General features: G+C 64.4%; 17 protein-coding genes. 5 read left to right on the top strand and 12 right to left on the bottom strand.

Annotated features, from left to right (window positions below; translation table 11 throughout):
- Positions 1-64: 64 nt before the first annotated feature.
- A complete protein-coding gene (locus AC2FMD_RS05505; protein WP_496794780.1) occupies positions 65-1,438 on the bottom strand; it encodes a LysM peptidoglycan-binding domain-containing protein in 1,374 nt (457 codons plus the stop codon).
- Positions 1,439-1,564: 126 nt separating this feature from the next.
- Between AC2FMD_RS05505 and AC2FMD_RS05500 the strand changes: the two genes are divergently transcribed.
- Positions 1,565-2,116 carry an LOG family protein gene (locus AC2FMD_RS05500; RefSeq protein ID WP_496794779.1) on the top strand — a complete coding sequence of 184 codons (552 nt, stop codon included), beginning with the start codon at positions 1,565-1,567 and terminating at the stop codon, positions 2,114-2,116.
- A gap of 3 nt (positions 2,117-2,119) precedes the next feature.
- Here the strand turns inward: AC2FMD_RS05500 and AC2FMD_RS05495 are convergent, their stop codons facing one another.
- Both AC2FMD_RS05495 and AC2FMD_RS05490 read right to left on the bottom strand, forming a co-directional pair.
- Positions 2,120-2,569, bottom strand: coding sequence for a baeRF12 domain-containing protein (locus AC2FMD_RS05495; RefSeq protein WP_496681233.1), 450 nt, complete (start codon positions 2,567-2,569; stop codon positions 2,120-2,122).
- Between the two features lie 189 nt (positions 2,570-2,758).
- On the bottom strand, positions 2,759-3,358 hold the full coding sequence (locus AC2FMD_RS05490) for a superoxide dismutase (protein ID WP_496794778.1): 600 nt from the start codon (positions 3,356-3,358) through the stop codon (positions 2,759-2,761).
- Between the two features lie 107 nt (positions 3,359-3,465).
- Here AC2FMD_RS05490 and AC2FMD_RS05485 point away from each other — a divergent pair, with 107 nt between their 5' ends.
- Positions 3,466-4,218 (top strand): FkbM family methyltransferase, encoded by a 753-nt coding sequence (locus AC2FMD_RS05485; protein ID WP_496794777.1) that lies wholly within the window; start codon positions 3,466-3,468, stop codon positions 4,216-4,218.
- 78 nt (positions 4,219-4,296) lie between these two features.
- On the opposite strand, the gene AC2FMD_RS05480 is transcribed toward AC2FMD_RS05485, so the two are convergent.
- The 5 genes from AC2FMD_RS05480 to AC2FMD_RS05460 all read right to left on the bottom strand — a co-directional run bounded on the left by AC2FMD_RS05480 (position 4,297) and on the right by AC2FMD_RS05460 (position 10,328).
- A complete protein-coding gene (locus AC2FMD_RS05480; RefSeq protein WP_496742310.1) occupies positions 4,297-4,863 on the bottom strand; it encodes a sarcosine oxidase subunit gamma in 567 nt (188 codons plus the stop codon).
- Positions 4,856-7,870: a sarcosine oxidase subunit alpha family protein gene (locus AC2FMD_RS05475; RefSeq protein ID WP_496794776.1), complete on the bottom strand. Its 3,015-nt coding sequence runs from the start codon at positions 7,868-7,870 to the stop codon at positions 4,856-4,858. The genes AC2FMD_RS05480 and AC2FMD_RS05475 overlap by 8 nt, the downstream gene beginning before the upstream one ends.
- 67 nt (positions 7,871-7,937) lie before the next feature.
- Positions 7,938-8,267: a sarcosine oxidase subunit delta gene (locus AC2FMD_RS05470; protein ID WP_496686601.1), complete on the bottom strand. Its 330-nt coding sequence runs from the start codon at positions 8,265-8,267 to the stop codon at positions 7,938-7,940.
- Between the two features lie 19 nt (positions 8,268-8,286).
- Positions 8,287-9,084 (bottom strand): FkbM family methyltransferase, encoded by a 798-nt coding sequence (locus tag AC2FMD_RS05465; RefSeq protein WP_496794775.1) that lies wholly within the window; start codon positions 9,082-9,084, stop codon positions 8,287-8,289.
- The gene (locus AC2FMD_RS05460) at positions 9,084-10,328 is read right to left on the bottom strand and encodes a sarcosine oxidase subunit beta family protein (RefSeq protein ID WP_496794774.1); all 1,245 of its coding nucleotides are present in this window, start codon (positions 10,326-10,328) and stop codon (positions 9,084-9,086) included. The genes AC2FMD_RS05465 and AC2FMD_RS05460 overlap by 1 nt, the downstream gene beginning before the upstream one ends.
- Positions 10,329-10,504: 176 nt before the next feature.
- Here AC2FMD_RS05460 and ccmI point away from each other — a divergent pair, with 176 nt between their 5' ends.
- Genes ccmI through AC2FMD_RS05445 form a run of 3 tightly spaced genes read left to right on the top strand, consistent with a single transcriptional unit; the run spans position 10,505 to position 12,446 of the window.
- Positions 10,505-11,734 carry a c-type cytochrome biogenesis protein CcmI gene (gene ccmI, locus AC2FMD_RS05455; RefSeq protein WP_496742313.1) on the top strand — a complete coding sequence of 410 codons (1,230 nt, stop codon included), beginning with the start codon at positions 10,505-10,507 and terminating at the stop codon, positions 11,732-11,734.
- Positions 11,731-12,195 (top strand): Holliday junction resolvase RuvX, encoded by a 465-nt coding sequence (gene ruvX, locus AC2FMD_RS05450; RefSeq protein WP_149774785.1) that lies wholly within the window; start codon positions 11,731-11,733, stop codon positions 12,193-12,195. Before ccmI ends, ruvX begins: the two co-directional genes overlap by 4 nt.
- Before the next feature lie 17 nt (positions 12,196-12,212).
- A complete protein-coding gene (locus AC2FMD_RS05445) occupies positions 12,213-12,446 on the top strand; it encodes a DUF1289 domain-containing protein (protein WP_496686609.1) in 234 nt (77 codons plus the stop codon).
- Here the strand turns inward: AC2FMD_RS05445 and AC2FMD_RS05440 are convergent.
- The 4 genes from AC2FMD_RS05440 to AC2FMD_RS05425 all read right to left on the bottom strand — a co-directional run bounded on the left by AC2FMD_RS05440 (position 12,441) and on the right by AC2FMD_RS05425 (position 15,389).
- Entirely contained in the window at positions 12,441-12,683 is a 243-nt protein-coding gene (locus tag AC2FMD_RS05440) for a hypothetical protein (protein ID WP_496742314.1), read from the bottom strand. The two genes, AC2FMD_RS05445 and AC2FMD_RS05440, sit on opposite strands and share 6 nt — an antisense overlap.
- Positions 12,684-13,023: 340 nt before the next feature.
- Entirely contained in the window at positions 13,024-13,752 is a 729-nt protein-coding gene (locus AC2FMD_RS05435) for a SpoIIAA family protein (protein ID WP_496742315.1), read from the bottom strand.
- A 33-nt stretch (positions 13,753-13,785) separates the two neighbouring features.
- Positions 13,786-14,571, bottom strand: coding sequence for a hypothetical protein (locus AC2FMD_RS05430; RefSeq protein WP_496742316.1), 786 nt, complete (start codon positions 14,569-14,571; stop codon positions 13,786-13,788).
- Entirely contained in the window at positions 14,565-15,389 is an 825-nt protein-coding gene (locus AC2FMD_RS05425) for a sulfite exporter TauE/SafE family protein (protein WP_496742317.1), read from the bottom strand. The genes AC2FMD_RS05430 and AC2FMD_RS05425 overlap by 7 nt, the downstream gene beginning before the upstream one ends.

Here is a 15,389-nt window from a genome sequence, read left to right as displayed (position 1 = left end):
TCTCATGTGGCTACTTAAACACGGTTGCGGCCGGGAAGCCCCGGCCGGCACCAGACCTACGCCTTTATTCGGGAATGGTGAAGACCTGCCCCGGGTAAATCAGATCCGGGTCGCGGATCAGGTCGCGGTTGGCCTCGACCAGGCGCACGTACAGTATCCCATCGCCAAACCGCTCGCGCGAGATCGCCCACAGGGTATCGCCCTTTTGCACCGTGACGGACCGGATCGGAGCCGACGGTTCGACACCGGCTTCCGGCCCTTGCGCACCTGCCGCGCGCAGAGCTTCGACCGGCTCGCGCTTGAACGGAGTTTCCACGCGGCTAAGCACCGTGCCGTCCGTGTCCACCTCGTCGACGCGCAGGGTATATAGGCCGGGATCGATCCCCTCGATCTGGCCGCGCCAATCGCCGTCCTGCTCTGGCGTGATATCGGCGACCAGGCGGTTGTTCAGGTACAGTCGCACCGCGGCACCCTCGGCGACGCGGCCCGTCAATTGAACGTCGCCCAGTTCGGAATAACCGATCGTATCCAAGGCAACCTGATCGGGCGCCTGACTTCGGACCGAAGGCGATTGCACCACCGATACCCCCTCTTCCCCCGAGCGCAGAACCGCAACCTGCCGCTCTTCGTCGGCATCTTCGGGCGTCACCGCAGGCGGTGCCTCGGGGGCCTGATCCGCAGGCGGGGCATCCTCGGCGGTCGTGTCCTCGGTCTGAGTCGCACCCGTCGCAGCGGGGACCGGGTGCTCTTCGGTTTCGCTGGTGGTCGAGCCATCGGCGCTGGCGATATCGTCGCCGACCGGGGCCGCCTCTGCCGGTTTTGGCAGGGCCGCGATCAGATAGTCGTCCGACCGCGCCGTTCGGTCACCATCGGTGGTTTCCAGTACCAGGCCGCGCGCGGTCTCGCTGAAGGGAATGGCTACGAATTCGGCAAACTGTCCGCTGCCATCGACGGTGAAACTGTGCACCGGCGCCCCGTCCAGCAGGATCCGAACCCGGCTGCCGGGCTGGGCCGAGCCGGACAGCAGGGCGGTGCCATCGGGTTCAACGAAGATCTGGTCCAGCACGGGGTGGGGCAACTCAACCTGCGTGTTCTCGTTTTCGGATTCGGTTTCGGTCGCGTCCGCCTGTTCCGCGCTTTTGACAGGTGCTTCGACCCGCGTATCGTCGGGCGTCGTTTCGTCGGCCTCTGACGGTACGACGGCGACTGCGTCCTCGTCCTGTTTCTGCGGCGTTTCGGTCAGCGGCTTCGGCTGCACGGCTCCGGCCTGCTGGGGCTGTTCCTCCGTCGAAACCGAGGCGTCTTCGGGCGCCGACGGCGAAGACCCAGAGAACACACCCAAAAGATAAAGCCCGGCAGCAACCAGGATCGCCAGAACACCGGCCAGAACCCCCAGGATGAAGGATCCTGACCGTCCGCTTCCCGATTTGGCGTCCATGTTTCCCCTTTCACTCTGCCGCGCAACCGCTTTGTCTGAAAAGCATTCCTGCGGGCGGTTGAGCCAATCTATCAATCCCGCTATCACGGGTCAAAACCTCTGACACAACCCCGGAGTCGCCTTTCCATGCCCCAGAAATCCGTCTGTGTGTACTGCGGGTCACGCAATGGCGCCCGCCCCGCCTATTCCGAACAGGCCCGGAGCTTTGGCACACTTCTGGCCCGCGAAGGCTGGCGGCTGGTCTATGGTGCGGGCGACGTGGGCCTGATGGGCGAGGTTGCCCGCGCCGCGCAGGCCGCCGGAGGCGACACATTCGGCGTGATTCCGGTGCACCTGCTGCGCCGCGAGGTCGGCAAGACCGACCTGACACGTTTCGTGGTCACCGAAACCATGCATGAACGCAAGAAGGTGATGATCATGAACGCCGACGCGGTGGTGGTGCTGCCCGGCGGACCGGGGTCTTTGGACGAGCTGTTCGAGGCCCTGACCTGGCGCCAACTGGGCCTGCATGACAAGCCCATTCTCGTGATGAATGTCGAAGGGTACTGGGACAATCTGCACAGCCTACTGGATGAAGTGATCGACCAGGGCTTTGCAGACGGTTCCTTGGCGGGGTTCATCACTTGGGTCGACGATGCGCCCTCGGCCATGGCGGCGCTGCGCCAGATGCTGGCCTGAAGCTCAGGGCGTGTGATCGGCCAGCACTTTCTCGATCTTCCCCAGCGGATGATTGGTCAGGGTCTTGTCGATCTCGGCCACGATCTTTGTCTGAACACCGTCATGCAGACTGCGGCGCAGCAGCCCCAGAACCTGAGGGCTTGCGATCAGCACCAGATGCGAAAAGGCGCCCTTGTGCCCTTCGCGGTTCAGCAGATCGGCCAAGTCCTGCGCGAACAACGCGCGAGCGTGGGTGCGCCAAGTGTCTTCTTCAACGGCCGACTTCTGGTTCGGCCCACCGTCGGCCCGGCGCCCGGGCCGGTCGTTCGGACGGGGCTGCACCGCGTCGGGATCCTGCTGCTCGACCGACAAGACCTTCAGCTTCGGCTCCCAGCCTGCGGCGGTGTTCTCGGTGAACAAGGCTTTTTCGCCATCCGCGATCACAACCCAGGTTCCAGGTACCAGCTTCACCATTTCGTCCTCCTGTCGATCCCAATGCCTGGGTCCGCGACCGTCGCGGACCGTGCAATATTCCACTTATATATCAAAAAGCGACTTGCAACGCCAAAGGGCCAAACTTGTCCGGCCACTTCCTGAGCACAACGAAAAGCCCGCCAGCGTTCAGGCTGGCGGGCCGTGATCCGGACATTCCGGGCCGTGCCGTCACATACGCGAGGCGACGTTTTCCCAGTTCACCAGGTTGTTCAGGAAGTTGTCCAGGTAAGCGGGGCGCTTGTTGCGGAAGTCGATGTAATACGAGTGCTCCCACACGTCGCAGCCCAGCAGAGCGGTCTGGCCAAAGCACAGCGGGTTCACGCCGTTCTCGGTCTTGGTGACGGCCAGCGAACCGTCGGCATTTTTGACCAGCCATGCCCAGCCCGAGCCGAACTGGCCCGCACCGGCGGCGGCGAATTGCGACTTGAACTCGTCGACCGAGCCGAAATTCTCGACCAGGGCCTTTTCCAACTCGCCCGGCATCTTGGACTCGCCCGGCCCCATCATTTCCCAGAACTGGTTGTGGTTCCACAGCTGGCTGATGTTGTTGAAGATGCCGTTCTGGGCCACCGCGCCGGCCTGGTAGGTGCCGACGATGATCTCCTCCAGCGACTTGCCTTCCCACTCGGTGCCGGCGATCAGCTTGTTGCCGTTGTCGACATAGGCTTTGTGGTGCAGGTCGTGGTGATATTCCAGCGTTTCGGCCGACATGCCCTTGGATGCCAGCGCGTCATGTGCATAAGGAAGGTCTGGAAGTTCAAAAGCCATCTTGGCCCCCTGTCAAAATATGTGTTGCGTTCCCACGTTTACATGCTTTGGCAGCCAGTTGAGGTCAAGGGCCGACAGGACAAAACAATGAACCCGGAGGCAGGACGATGCTGACCAAAGCGCGCAAGATGTTCTACCGCGCCCGAGGATACTACGCGGGTCAGCTGAATGGCGAAGCCTTCCGGCTGGATCCCTATCATTCGAAATTCTGGCGCAAGGCCTCGGCCGGGAACTGGGAGCCCGAGACTTTCGCCGTGCTGGACCGCCACCTTTCGCCAGACCGCGACTATCTAGACATTGGCGCATGGATCGGCCCGACCGTTCTCTATGGTGCCCGTAAGGCGCGCCATGTCTGGTGTTTCGAGCCCGACCCGACCGCCTATCGCCACCTGGCGTGGAACCTCGACCTGAACGACATCCGAAACGTCTCGGCCTTTGGCGTAGCATTGTCCGACCGGTTCGGCGTGGCCCGCATGGCCTCGATGCGCGGAGAGCCGGGCGACTCCACCAGCTCGCTGCTGCATGACGGCGCGCATGGAACCGATGCCCTGACCATCGCATGGGATCAGTTTGCCTCTGCCACTGACCTTTCCGGTGTGTCGCTGGTCAAGATGGATATAGAAGGCGCGGAGTTCGCCGTGCTGCCCACGTTGATCGACTGGTTGCGCGAACACCGCCCTGCGCTCTACCTGTCCACCCACGCGCCGTTCCTGCCCGCCGCAGATCGCGCTGCGGCCATGGCCCGCCTCGGCGAAGCCCTGTCCTTTTACGACATCTGCCTTGACGAAGCCGGCCACCCCGCCGACCTCGCGGCCACGGACGCACAGGACCGCTTTCGCAGCTTCCTGTTCACCGGCTGACCGGCACCTTCATCTTTTCGAAAATACTCCGGGGGAGTCGCGCAGAGCGCGACGGGGGCAGAGCCCCCGCCGACCCGGTCAGTAAATGCCGACTTCGCTGCCGGGCTGCGCCGCCACCTTGAGCAGCTTGAAGACGTAATCCGCCGCCGAGCGGAAGCAGACCACGCGGAAGTCATCCTCGCCATCCATCCAGAAGGCGCCGGCCACCTGCGCCAGCCGCGAGCGGCGGATCTGGCCGGGCTGGAACGCATCCCGCGACAGATCGACCGGCGCCACCTTGGCCAGCACCTCGCGCGCCGAGGCGCCCGAGACCCGGAACACCGCCCGCGCGTCCGAGACGTTGACCGCCATCGCGTGAACGCCGCTCAGCGCGCCCTTCATGGCCGCCAGTTTGGCCTCGACCTCGGCGTAGGGAACAAGCACCAGCAGTTCGTCCGGCGACATCCAGCAGACACCTGTTTCACCATCGACGAAAGCCTCACGCTGGCCGGGCATCTTCTGGCCGGTGGCGTCCTTGACCGCCTTGATCACGACCTTGTCGGACAGGTCGCCGCGTAGGGTGACCATCCCCTGCAGGCCGCATTCCTCGATCCGGGCGATGCCGTCATAGCTTGCGTGGTTCAGTGCGCTGATGGGTTCAGACATTCTGCTTCTCCCCGTCCTTGTCGTAGAACACAGGGTCCACGATCTTTGCCTTGTAGATTTTGTCGTCGGTGCCCGGGAACTCGATCACCTCTCCCATGCGGTTCGGCCCGTTCTTGACCAGCCCCATGGCGATGCCGCGGCCCAGGTTGGCCGAGTAATAGGTCGAGGTGACGCGCCCGATCACGTTGCGCTGACCGTTGGCATTCACGCCCTCGCCCACCGCATAGGCACCGTCGGGCAGAACCGATCCATCCACAGTCTCGAGACCCACCAGTTTCCAGCGGTCCGGGTCGGTCATGTGAGAGCGTTCCTGCGCGCGCTTGCCCAGGAAATCCTCTTTCTTTTTCGAGATCGCCCAGTGCAGCCCCAGGTCCTGCGGGATCACGGTGCCGTCGGTCTCGTCCCCGATCATGATGAAGCCCTTCTCGGCCCGCAGAATGTGCAGACATTCCGTGCCATAAGGCATCACGCCGAACTCCTTCCCGGCCTCCATCAGGGCATCCCAGAAGGCCTGACCCTGGCTGGCGGGCACCGCGATTTCATAGGACAGCTCGCCCGAGAACGAGATGCGGTAGGCGCGGCAGTCAAAGCCGCCGATTAGGCCGTCGCGCCACTCCATGAAGGGCAGCGCCTCGCGGCTGATATCCATGCCGCCGAGCTTTTCCAGCACCTTGCGGGCGTTGGGGCCCACCACGGCGATCTGAGCGTATTGCTCGGTCACGTTGGCGACATAGACCTTCCAGTCCCACCACTCGGTCTGCAGCCACTCCTCCATGTGGGCATGGATGCGCTCAGCCCCGCCGGTGGTTGTGTGGCACAGCCACGTGTCCTCGTCGATCCGGGCCACGACGCCGTCGTCGATCAGGAAACCGTTTTCCGAGCACATCAGGCCATAGCGGCATTTGCCGACCTTCAGCGTGGACATCATGTTGGTGTACATCATGTCCAGAAACTTACCCGCGTCCGGCCCCTTGACGATCAGCTTGCCCAGGGTCGAGGCATCCAGCAGACCGAGGTTCTCGCGCGTGTTCTTGACCTCGCGGTTCACGGCGTCATGCACGGATTCCCCGGGGCGCACATAGGCGAAGGGGCGGCGCCACTGGCCAACCGGCTCCCAATCCGTGCCATTCCGGTCATGCCAGTCATGCATCGGCGTGCGGCGGATTGGCTGGAAAACCTCGCCGCGCGCCTCACCCGCGATGGCCCCCATCGAGATCGGGGTATAGGGCGGGCGGAAGGTGGTGGTGCCGACCTTGGGAATCTCGGCATCAAGCGAGTCGGCAAGGATCGCCAAGCCATTGATGTTGCTAAGTTTACCCTGATCGGTCGCCATGCCCAGCGTGGTGTAGCGCTTGGTGTGTTCGACGCTTTCGTAGCCTTCGCGCGCAGCCAGTTGCACATCCGACACTTTGACGTCGTTCTGGAAATCCAGCCACGACTTCATGCGCAGCTGCACCTCGGCCTTGGCGGGCATCAGCCAGACGGCCTGCATGGGCGCCTCGGTCTCGGCCTCGCCCTGCGGTGCCTTGGTGTTCTTCGGCTTGAACCCGGCTGCCTTGGCCGCGGCCTTGCCCGCGGCGTGGGCATCGGCCAGGACCTCGCCCAACGCCAGCGGCCCGTTGGCCGACCCCGCCGGCACGACAAAGCCTGCGCCATCCGCGCCCAGTGGCGGACGGTCGGGGTCGGGGCGGAAATGGGCGTTGGCTTCGTCCCAGATCAGCTTGCCGCCGCAATGGGACCACAGGTGCACCACCGGAGACCAGCCGCCCGACATGGCGACCGCATCGCATTCGACCTCTTCCCGAGCACCGCCGATGCCTTCCTGGTTGCAGATCGCGACCTTCTTGACCCGCTTGCCACCCTTGACTTTGGCGATGGCCTTGCCGGGGTCGACCCGGATGCCGAGGCTGCGCGCCTCGTCCGCCAGCGGCCCGGCCGAGGGACGGGCATCGACGACGCGTAACACATCCACACCCGCCTGTTTCAGGATGATCGCGGTGCGGTAGGCGTCGTCATTGTTGGTGGCGACGATCACGCGCTCACCCGGGGTCACGCCCCAGTTGACCACATAGTCGCGCATGGCCGAGGCCAGCATCACCCCCGGCACGTCATTGCCGGCAAAGGACAGCGGGCGCTCGATCGCGCCGGTCGCCGTAACGACCTGCTTGGCGCGGATGCGCCACAGACGATGGCGCGGGCCTTGGGTGCCCGGTTTGTGGTCGGTCAGACGCTCGTATCCCAGCACGAAACCGTGATCATAGACCCCGGCCCCCATGCAGCGCGACCGCAGGGTGACATTGCTCATTGTTTCGAGTTCGGAAACCAATTGTTCCACGAACTTATCCACAGGCTCGTCGTTGACTGTGCCCCCATCGACAGGCGCGCGGCCACCCCAATGGGCTGTCTGTTCGATCAGCATGACCTTGGCGCCCGATTGCGCCGCGGCTTTAGCCGCCTGCAGGCCTGCAACACCGCCGCCGATCACCAAAATGTCAGTGAAGGCATAAAAGTGTTCATACGTATCCGCGTCGCGGCTGTCCTTGTCGGGCGCCTTGCCCAGACCGGCTGACTGGCGGATGAACGGCTCGTAAACATGTTTCCAGAACGGTTTGGGGTGGATGAACGTCTTGTAGTAGAACCCTGCCGGCAGGAACCGCGCCAGCGCCGTGTTCACCGCGCCGATGTCGTATTCCAGGCTGGGCCAGTGGTTCTGCGAGATCGCGGTCAGGCCATTGAACAGCTCGGTCGTGGTGGCGCGCTGGTTCGGTTCGAAACGGTTGCCCTGCCCCAGACCGACCAGCGCGTTGGGCTCCTCGGCACCGCTGGCCACGACACCGCGCGGACGGTGGTATTTGAACGACCGGCCGACCATCATCTGATCGTTGGCCAGCAGGGCCGACGCCAGCGTGTCGCCCTGATAGCCCTGCATCGCAGTACCGTTGAAAGTGAAGGTGACCGGTTTCGACCGGTCGATCAGCCGGCCTTGCTTGGCGAGACGGGTGCTCATGTTTCGGACCTTTCGCGGATAGAGGGCATGGTGCCTCCGGCGGGAATATTCTTGAATGGGCGGGGCATCAGGAGAACTCTCTCCAACTCCAGCCCGGGCGTTTGGCCGAGATCGCATCGCGGATCTCCTGGGGCGGCTCGGTGACCTGGGCCGAATAGGTGCCGAACACCTCGAGCGTGGCAGTGCACCGTGCGGCGTGGAACCACTTGCCGCAGCCGTTGCTGTGGCGCCAGCGTTCGAAATGTACGCCCTTGGGGTTTTCGCGCATGAACAGATAGTCGTGGAACTCGTCATCCGACGAGCCGGGACCGAAGCGTTTCAGATGCGCTTCGCCGCCGGCGGTCAGTTCGGTCTCTTCGGCGTCGACGCCGCAATAGGGGCAGGTCAGGATCAGCATCGGGTCAAAACACCTTTGGTCATGGATTCAGTTCGACCGTTTCTTGGACGGTCAGCGGAACAAGGTTGTTGAAGTGGAACATCGCCTCGATCGGGATGGTCACGCGGCCCGGACGCAGGGCGACGATGTCGTTGGCCAGCCGATATGCGACCAGCCCGGCCGCGTTCAGGGCCGAGACGATCGCATCCTGTTCGGCCGGGTCGCCGGCGTTGCATTCAACGATGGCCAGCGACAGCCCCAGGCGTGCGGGATCAAAGCTGTCGAGGACAGAGCGTTCGTGCCCTTCGACGTCGATCACGAGGATATCGGCGGCGGAAACACCCGTTTCGGCCAGAATCCCGTCCAGCCGCCGCGCGGCGACGGTTGTCTCGGCCACGGCCGAATGGGGTACGTCCGCCCCCGTCTTGCGGTTGGCGCGGTCGATTGCGGCCACCATCCGGCCACGGTCCAGCGACGCGCAGCCGCGCAACCAGCCCGGATAGGCACCGGAATAGGCCTCGTCGAGGTGATACAGCGTGATGCTGCCCGCAACCTGCGATACAGCGGCATTGACCAGCTTAACGTTCGGATTGGCCGCATGCAGCGACGCAAGGGCCGAAAAATACAGCGGGTGCGGCTCGATCAGGACACCTTTCCAATGTGGTTTCGACCAGTACGGCAATATGGGATCATCCAGCTTGCCGTCATTGGCCCCGACCTGCACCACCTGAACGCTGTCGGACTGCGCGTCGAAACACGCCAGCAGAAAGTCCAGCAGCGCAAGCCGGCTGCGGCGCGGCCGGTCTGGTATGGCGGTGGGAAGGGATTGGATGTCCATCAATGCGCGACCCCGGCGGCAACGCTTTCGTCGATGAAACGGCCCTCTTTGAACCGGTCCAGCGAGAAGGCCTCGGCCAGCGGGGAATGCCCGGTGGCCATCAGCTGCGCCATGCCCCAGCCTGAGCCCGGGATGGCCTTGAACCCGCCGGTGCCCCAACCGCAGTTGATGAAGCAACCGCCCAGCGGCGTCTTGGACAGGATGGGCGAACGGTCGCCGGTCATGTCCACGATGCCACCCCACTGGCGCAGCATCTTGAGGCGCGAGATCATCGGGAAGGTCTCGACCAGGGCGCGGACGGTTTCCTCGATATGGTGGAAGCTGCCGCGCTGGGTGTAGTTGTTGAACCCGTCGGTGCCGCCGCCGATCACCATCTCGCCCTTGTCGGATTGCGACATGTAGCCATGCACGGTGTTGGCCATCACCACCACGTCCATGCAGGGCTTGATCGGCTCGGACACCAGCGCCTGCAGGGCCAGTGCCTCGACCGGAAGGCGGAAGCCCGCCATCTCGGCCAGCTGGCCCGAGTGACCCGCTACTACGATGCCCAGCTTGTCGCACTCGATGGCGCCCTTGGTCGTCTCAACCCCGGTGACGCGGCCGTTGGCCGAGCGGATGGCCGTGACCTCGCATTGCTGGATGATGTCCATGCCCATGTTCGAGCAGGCCCGGGCATAGCCCCAGGCCACCGCGTCGTGGCGCGCGGTGCCGCCACGTTCCTGCCACAGCGCGCCCAGAACCGGATAGCGCGGGCCGTCGATGTTGATGATCGGTACCAGTTCCTTGACACGTTCGGGTCCGATCCACTCGGTCTTGACGCTCTGCAGCGCGTTGGCGTGCGCCGTGCGCTTGTAGCCGCGCACCTCGTGCTGGGTCTGCGCCAGCATCATCACGCCGCGCGGGCTGAACATGATGTTGTAGTTCAGCTCCTGGCTCAGATCCTCGTACAGGCCGCGCGACTTTTCATAGATCGCCGCCGACGGGTCCTGCAGATAGTTCGAGCGGATGATGGTCGTGTTCCGGCCAGTATTGCCGCCGCCCAGCCAGCCCTTTTCGATCACCGCAACGTTCTGGATGCCGTAGTTCCGGCCCAGGTAATACGCCGTCGCCAGGCCGTGCCCGCCCGCGCCGATGATGATGACGTCATAGCGCTTCTTGGGTTCGGGCGAACGCCAGGCGCGCTCCCATCCGGTGTGATAGCGCAGCGCCTCGCGCGCCACAGCAAAGGCTGAATAGTGTTTCATGAGCGAATCCGTCCGGTTCGTGTTTGGCCGAAGATATGCCGTGCAGCGGCAGAATACCCCTGCCATGCAGCGCCGCAATATCGCACTATTGCGACATGTAGGCCATTCGCGGCCTTTTGTCCCTTTTGTCGGACCGCAAGCAGGTCTAAGTCAGGGCAACCATTGTCGGAGGGACCATGACGTTCTGGGTTCTGCTCATCTTGTTCGCGCTGCTGATCGCGGTCTTTTTGGCCTATGGCATGCTGCGGGAACGCCGCCGGGAAGAACCGGCGGCGGCCTATGACCTGCGCGTCTACCGCGAACAGCTGGCCAGCGTGGACCGTGACTTGGCCCGCGGCGTGATCGACCAGGCCGATGCCGAGCGGGTACGGACCGAGATCTCGCGCCGCATTCTGGCCGCGGACGCGCAGATGCAGGCGGCCGCGACAGTATCCGGCCCGTCACGGGTGATGCGCGTGGCGGCACCGGTGGTTTTGGCCCTACTGCTGGTGGGCGGGGCCCTGGCGTTGTATCGACAACTTGGCGCTGCTGGTTACCCCGATCAACCGCTGTCGGCCCGCTTGGAAATGGCCGACGACTTGCGCGAAAACCGCCCCAGCCAAGCCGAGGCCGAAAGGGCCGCCCCCCCGGTCGAGCCGCCCCAGCTGGAAGAAAGCTATGCCAAGCTGCTGGACCAATTGCGCGAAACAGTGGCAAGCCGCCCCGACGACCTGCAGGGGCACATGCTGCTGGCCCAGCATGAAACCAATGCCGGCAACTTCAAGGCCGGGTACGAGGCGCAGAAAAAGGTCATCGAGCTGTCGGGCGCGGATGCCCCTGCGGATGCCTATTCGAACCTGGCCGAGATGCTGATCCTTGCGGCCGGCGGCTATGTCTCGCCCGAGGCCGAGGACGCCCTGCGCGAAGCCTTGAAACGCGCCCCCAACCATGGCCCGGCGCGGTATTACTGGGGGCAGATGCTGGCCCAGATCGGCCGACCCGATCTGGCCTATCGGGTGTGGGCGGATACGCTGCGCAGTTCGCCGCCTCAGTCAACTTGGGCGCAGGCGATCCGCGCACAGATCGACGATCTGGCCTGGCGCGCCGGCGTGTTCAACGCCCCCGATCTTTCGACCGCTCCGGCGGCCCCCGGCCCCAGCCAGGCCGACATGGAGGCCGCCGCCGAGATGACGGCCGAAGAACGGCAGGAGATGATCCGCGGCATGGTTGACGGGCTGTCCGACAGACTGGCGACCGAGGGCGGCTCACCTCAGGAATGGGCGCGGCTGATCTCGGCGCTGGGTGTTCTGGGCGAAACCGAACGCGCCAGCGCGATCCGCGACGAGGCGCTGACCAAGTTCGCCGACAACCCCGAGGCGCTGGAGATGATCGCCTCGGCCGCCCGCCGGGCTGGGATCGCGCAATGATCCACGACGGGTTCGAGGAGTTTGCCGCCGCCCTACCCCCGATGCAGGCACTGATGGGGCTGGACTTGGGCGAAAAGACCATCGGCGTCGCCGTGTCGGACCGGATGCGCGGCGTGGCCAGCCCGCTGGAAACCGTGCGGCGCAAGAAATTCAAGCTCGACTCTGCGCGCCTTTTGGAAATCGCGACCGACCGGGAAATCGGCGGGATCGTCCTGGGCCTGCCGCGCAACATGGACGGGTCCGAGGGACCGCGGTGCCAATCCACCCGCGCCTTTGCGCGCAACCTGTCGCAGCTAACCGATATTCCAATCGGATTCTGGGATGAACGCCTGAGCACGGTTGCGGCGGAAAAGGCACTGTTGGAGGCGGATACGACACGAAAACGTCGCGGACAGGTGATCGATCACGTCGCGGCGGGGTATATTCTGCAAGGGGCGCTGGACAGGCTGCGCTTTCTGTAACGGGTCGGAGACCGCGCATGACGAACATGATCTGGAAACGGAACGAGGTCGAAAGCCCCTGCGTGCAGATCTGCGTGGTGCATCCGACCGAGAGGATCTGCACCGGCTGCTACCGCACCATGGACGAGATCTCTCGCTGGTCGAAGATGGACAGCACCGAACGCGCCGCCATCATGGAAGAGCTGCCCAGCCGTAAGCCCCGCCTGGCCAAACGGCGCGGTGGGCGCGCAGCCCGGCTGGTCCGGTCATAAGGCCATCGTCCCGTCAGAGCCTTTTTTTAAGGGTTTTGCCTCGCGCACGGCGGCCATTTGCCGATTGGTCACTCTGTCGCCCGCCTTTTTGGCCAAGAGTTCCCGCTGGAAAAGTCGTGTGATCTCGGCACGGTTGGTTTTTGCGCGGACTTCCGCCGCGGCGTCGGCCTGAGACGTGTCCACCGAGGAACGGCGCTTGGTTTTGGCCTTGCCAGAAAACAGTTTGAACAGTCGCATGACAGCCCCCTTGAACAGCTCGGCGCCGTTGCGATCCAGCCACCCCCGCGGGGCAAGGCCTATACCGAAACACACGGATAGATTGCAGCAGCGACCTATTCCTACCGTGTCGAGTAGCTTTGAATAAGGGGGAAAACCCCGCCGCGAAACGCAAAAATTTGTCCAACAGGACAAAAATCCTTCAAGTCCGGGCGCTTGCACGCGCGCCCCTGTCCACGAGTGCGCGAAACGGACGTAGCGTAACAAATCCAATACCTTCGGCACAGCCTGGGGTAACCCAGGGTCAGCCGGTGCAAATCAAGGCCCATCAGCCGCGCCGCGAATCGCGGCCCCGAGCGGATCAGCCGGACGCCAGCCAGGTCTTGGCCTCTTCATACGCTTCGGACGGGAAATACTGGGTACGTGTGCCCAGGATGTGCCGCGCGACGCGCTGCGCCATGTGCTGCCAGGCCTTGTCGCCCACGATGGCGGCCCGGTCCAGCATGCCGATATGATTGCGCGCCAGACGGAAATGCGCCGCGAGCGCCGACAGGCCCTGCCAGCCGTCGAACTCGCGCAGATCGATCAGCAGACGGAAGCCCTCCTTCTGGCTCAGCAACGTGTCCAGGCGCTGCTCGGCCTCTTCGTATTCCCTGGGGTCCACCTTGCCCAACAGGCTGATCTGCACACAAGGCCCGCCCAGATCGACGACGTGAATGGCCCCGAGGGACTCGCGCAGCCACAAGCGCGCCTCGTCCAGATGCGACATCTCGAACACCTGCACAGGGCATGGCATCAGCGGAGCCGCGAGCCGCGCGCTGGTCTTCACCCAAGCTTTGTTGGTGACCACCGCGATCCGGTCGAACCCGCGCCAATGGCTGAGGCCCAGCTTGGTGTCCTCCCACGCGGCGCCAAGGTCATAACCTTCGAAGTCGGGGCCGGCGATCACCAGCATCCGGACCTGGTCGTGCTCTTGCAGCGCAGCTTCAATCGCGGGAACCAAGGAGTTGGTATAATCGGCACTGGTGACTTCGCCCGTCAATTCGATCTCAAGCAGTGCACCGTCAGACGTCTTGTGAATCGTAATCATCGAATGCCCTCCAAATCAGAGAATGGCCCGAGGTTACGGCGTTTCGATCCATTCGGCCACACCGCCGGGCAGTTCAGGCCGGAAATAGGCGACCATCCGTCCGTCGGGTCCGGCCGTTGCTCCGTCACGCCAGGGGGCCACCCCGTGCAGACAATGCCTGTGCAGTGCGATGGCCTCTCCCGGCCGGGCCGGGATCTCGATCCGCAGGCAGGTTTCGAACACCTCTCGGCGGGCGTCCTGATAGGCTTCGGTGATGTCTACCATTGCCCAATCCGCGCGCGCGACGCCGGCCAATACCCGGCGAAACGCTGCCTGCATGATCCGGTGGCTGCCATCCCAGACGACCAGCGGCGCCGCATCGGCGCTGGCCGCTGTCAACGGCAGCCCCAGAATCCAGGCGTGCGGCTCGTCGATATGGCGGCGCCGATCCGGCCCATTGGGTTTGAGCCCGTCCACATGGGCCCCATCGCGCCGGACCCGGTATCGGGCGGCGGCTTCGCCCTCGCCCCGGCGCGGCCGTGGATAGCCCGGATAGACCACCGAGACCTGCCCTGGGTGCAGCGCGACCGAACCGTATTGCGCGCGCAGGAAGTCAAGCGCCGCGCCGCCCAACGGTCCCGAGCCGCCAACCCGCCCCGCCACGTCGTTGGGCAGGGCATCGACGCCGATGAACCACGTCTCTTCACAGTCAAGCCAGTGGAGATGGGCCGGGTCCCGCACCGCCGCGCGGGCGGCGGGCAGCGCATGCGCCACCCAGTCGGCGACGGAGGGCTCGGCCGGGAAAACCTCCCACCCGCGCGCCCAGAATGGCCTCACCACCCCAAGGCCTTGCGCAGCATGTTCAACGCCACGAGGGTCAGAAAGACCGCAAAGACGCGTTTAAGCGGTTTGGGATCCATAGCATGGGCCAGCTTCACGCCCCAGGGCGCGGTGATCATGGTCATGGCAACGACCACGCCAAAAGCGACCAGGTTGACGGCCCCGATCGTGAATGGCGGGCGATAGTCCGGCGCGATGGGCAGGAACAGGAAGCCGATGACCGACGGCACCGCGATGATGACGCCGAACCCGGCCGCGGTGGCGACGGCTCGGTGAATGGGCGTGTTGTACAGACTCATCAGCGGCACGCCGAAACTGCCCCCGCCGATCCCCATCAAAACCGACAGAAACCCGACCATCGGGGAAATCAGCAATCGCCGCAGCCCGCCGGGCATGGCATCGCCCAGCCGCCATTCGGATTTTCCCAGGCCCAGATAGGCCCCGATGCAGATGCCGAGAATGCCAAACAAGGCCTGCAGCGCCTCGGTCCGTAGGGCGGACGCGACCATGACGCCCAAGATGGCCCCCGCAGCGATCCCCGGCCCCCAGCCGCGCAGGATCTGCCAATCCACCGCGCCTTTCTTGTTGTGACTCAGGACCGAGCGGACAGAGGTCACGATGATCGTGGCTAGTGAGGTCGCCAGGCACATCTGCATCAGTTGCGGGCCGCCATAGCCCAATGTCTGGAACGTATAGAAGAACGCGGGCACCAGAACGATCCCTCCGCCCACGCCCAGCAGGCCCGCCAGCACCCCGGCCAGCGCTCCGATCACAAGCAACAGGCCCAGCATCTGGACCAGCAAAAAAGTCTCGGGCAT

Source organism: Ruegeria sp. BHSC276 (assembly GCF_059612945.1).
This window is presented reverse-complemented; position numbering and strand designations above follow the sequence as displayed.

Coding starts and splice junctions, on each gene's coding strand:
- AC2FMD_RS05465 (WP_496794775.1), bottom strand. CDS start 9,084: ATGGACATCCAATCCCTTCCCACCGCCATACCAGACCGGCCGCGCCGC.
- AC2FMD_RS05495 (WP_496681233.1), bottom strand. CDS start 2,569: ATGGTGAAGCTGGTACCTGGAACCTGGGTTGTGATCGCGGATGGCGAA.
- AC2FMD_RS05470 (WP_496686601.1), bottom strand. CDS start 8,267: ATGCTGATCCTGACCTGCCCCTATTGCGGCGTCGACGCCGAAGAGACC.
- ccmI (WP_496742313.1), top strand. CDS start 10,505: ATGACGTTCTGGGTTCTGCTCATCTTGTTCGCGCTGCTGATCGCGGTC.
- AC2FMD_RS05480 (WP_496742310.1), bottom strand. CDS start 4,863: ATGTCTGAACCCATCAGCGCACTGAACCACGCAAGCTATGACGGCATC.
- AC2FMD_RS05440 (WP_496742314.1), bottom strand. CDS start 12,683: ATGCGACTGTTCAAACTGTTTTCTGGCAAGGCCAAAACCAAGCGCCGT.
- AC2FMD_RS05490 (WP_496794778.1), bottom strand. CDS start 3,358: ATGGCTTTTGAACTTCCAGACCTTCCTTATGCACATGACGCGCTGGCA.
- AC2FMD_RS05475 (WP_496794776.1), bottom strand. CDS start 7,870: ATGAGCACCCGTCTCGCCAAGCAAGGCCGGCTGATCGACCGGTCGAAA.
- AC2FMD_RS05435 (WP_496742315.1), bottom strand. CDS start 13,752: ATGATTACGATTCACAAGACGTCTGACGGTGCACTGCTTGAGATCGAA.
- AC2FMD_RS05460 (WP_496794774.1), bottom strand. CDS start 10,328: ATGAAACACTATTCAGCCTTTGCTGTGGCGCGCGAGGCGCTGCGCTAT.
- AC2FMD_RS05500 (WP_496794779.1), top strand. CDS start 1,565: ATGCCCCAGAAATCCGTCTGTGTGTACTGCGGGTCACGCAATGGCGCC.
- AC2FMD_RS05445 (WP_496686609.1), top strand. CDS start 12,213: ATGACGAACATGATCTGGAAACGGAACGAGGTCGAAAGCCCCTGCGTG.
- AC2FMD_RS05485 (WP_496794777.1), top strand. CDS start 3,466: ATGCTGACCAAAGCGCGCAAGATGTTCTACCGCGCCCGAGGATACTAC.
- ruvX (WP_149774785.1), top strand. CDS start 11,731: ATGATCCACGACGGGTTCGAGGAGTTTGCCGCCGCCCTACCCCCGATG.
- AC2FMD_RS05425 (WP_496742317.1), bottom strand. CDS start 15,389: ATGCCCGAGACTTTTTTGCTGGTCCAGATGCTGGGCCTGTTGCTTGTG.
- AC2FMD_RS05505 (WP_496794780.1), bottom strand. CDS start 1,438: ATGGACGCCAAATCGGGAAGCGGACGGTCAGGATCCTTCATCCTGGGG.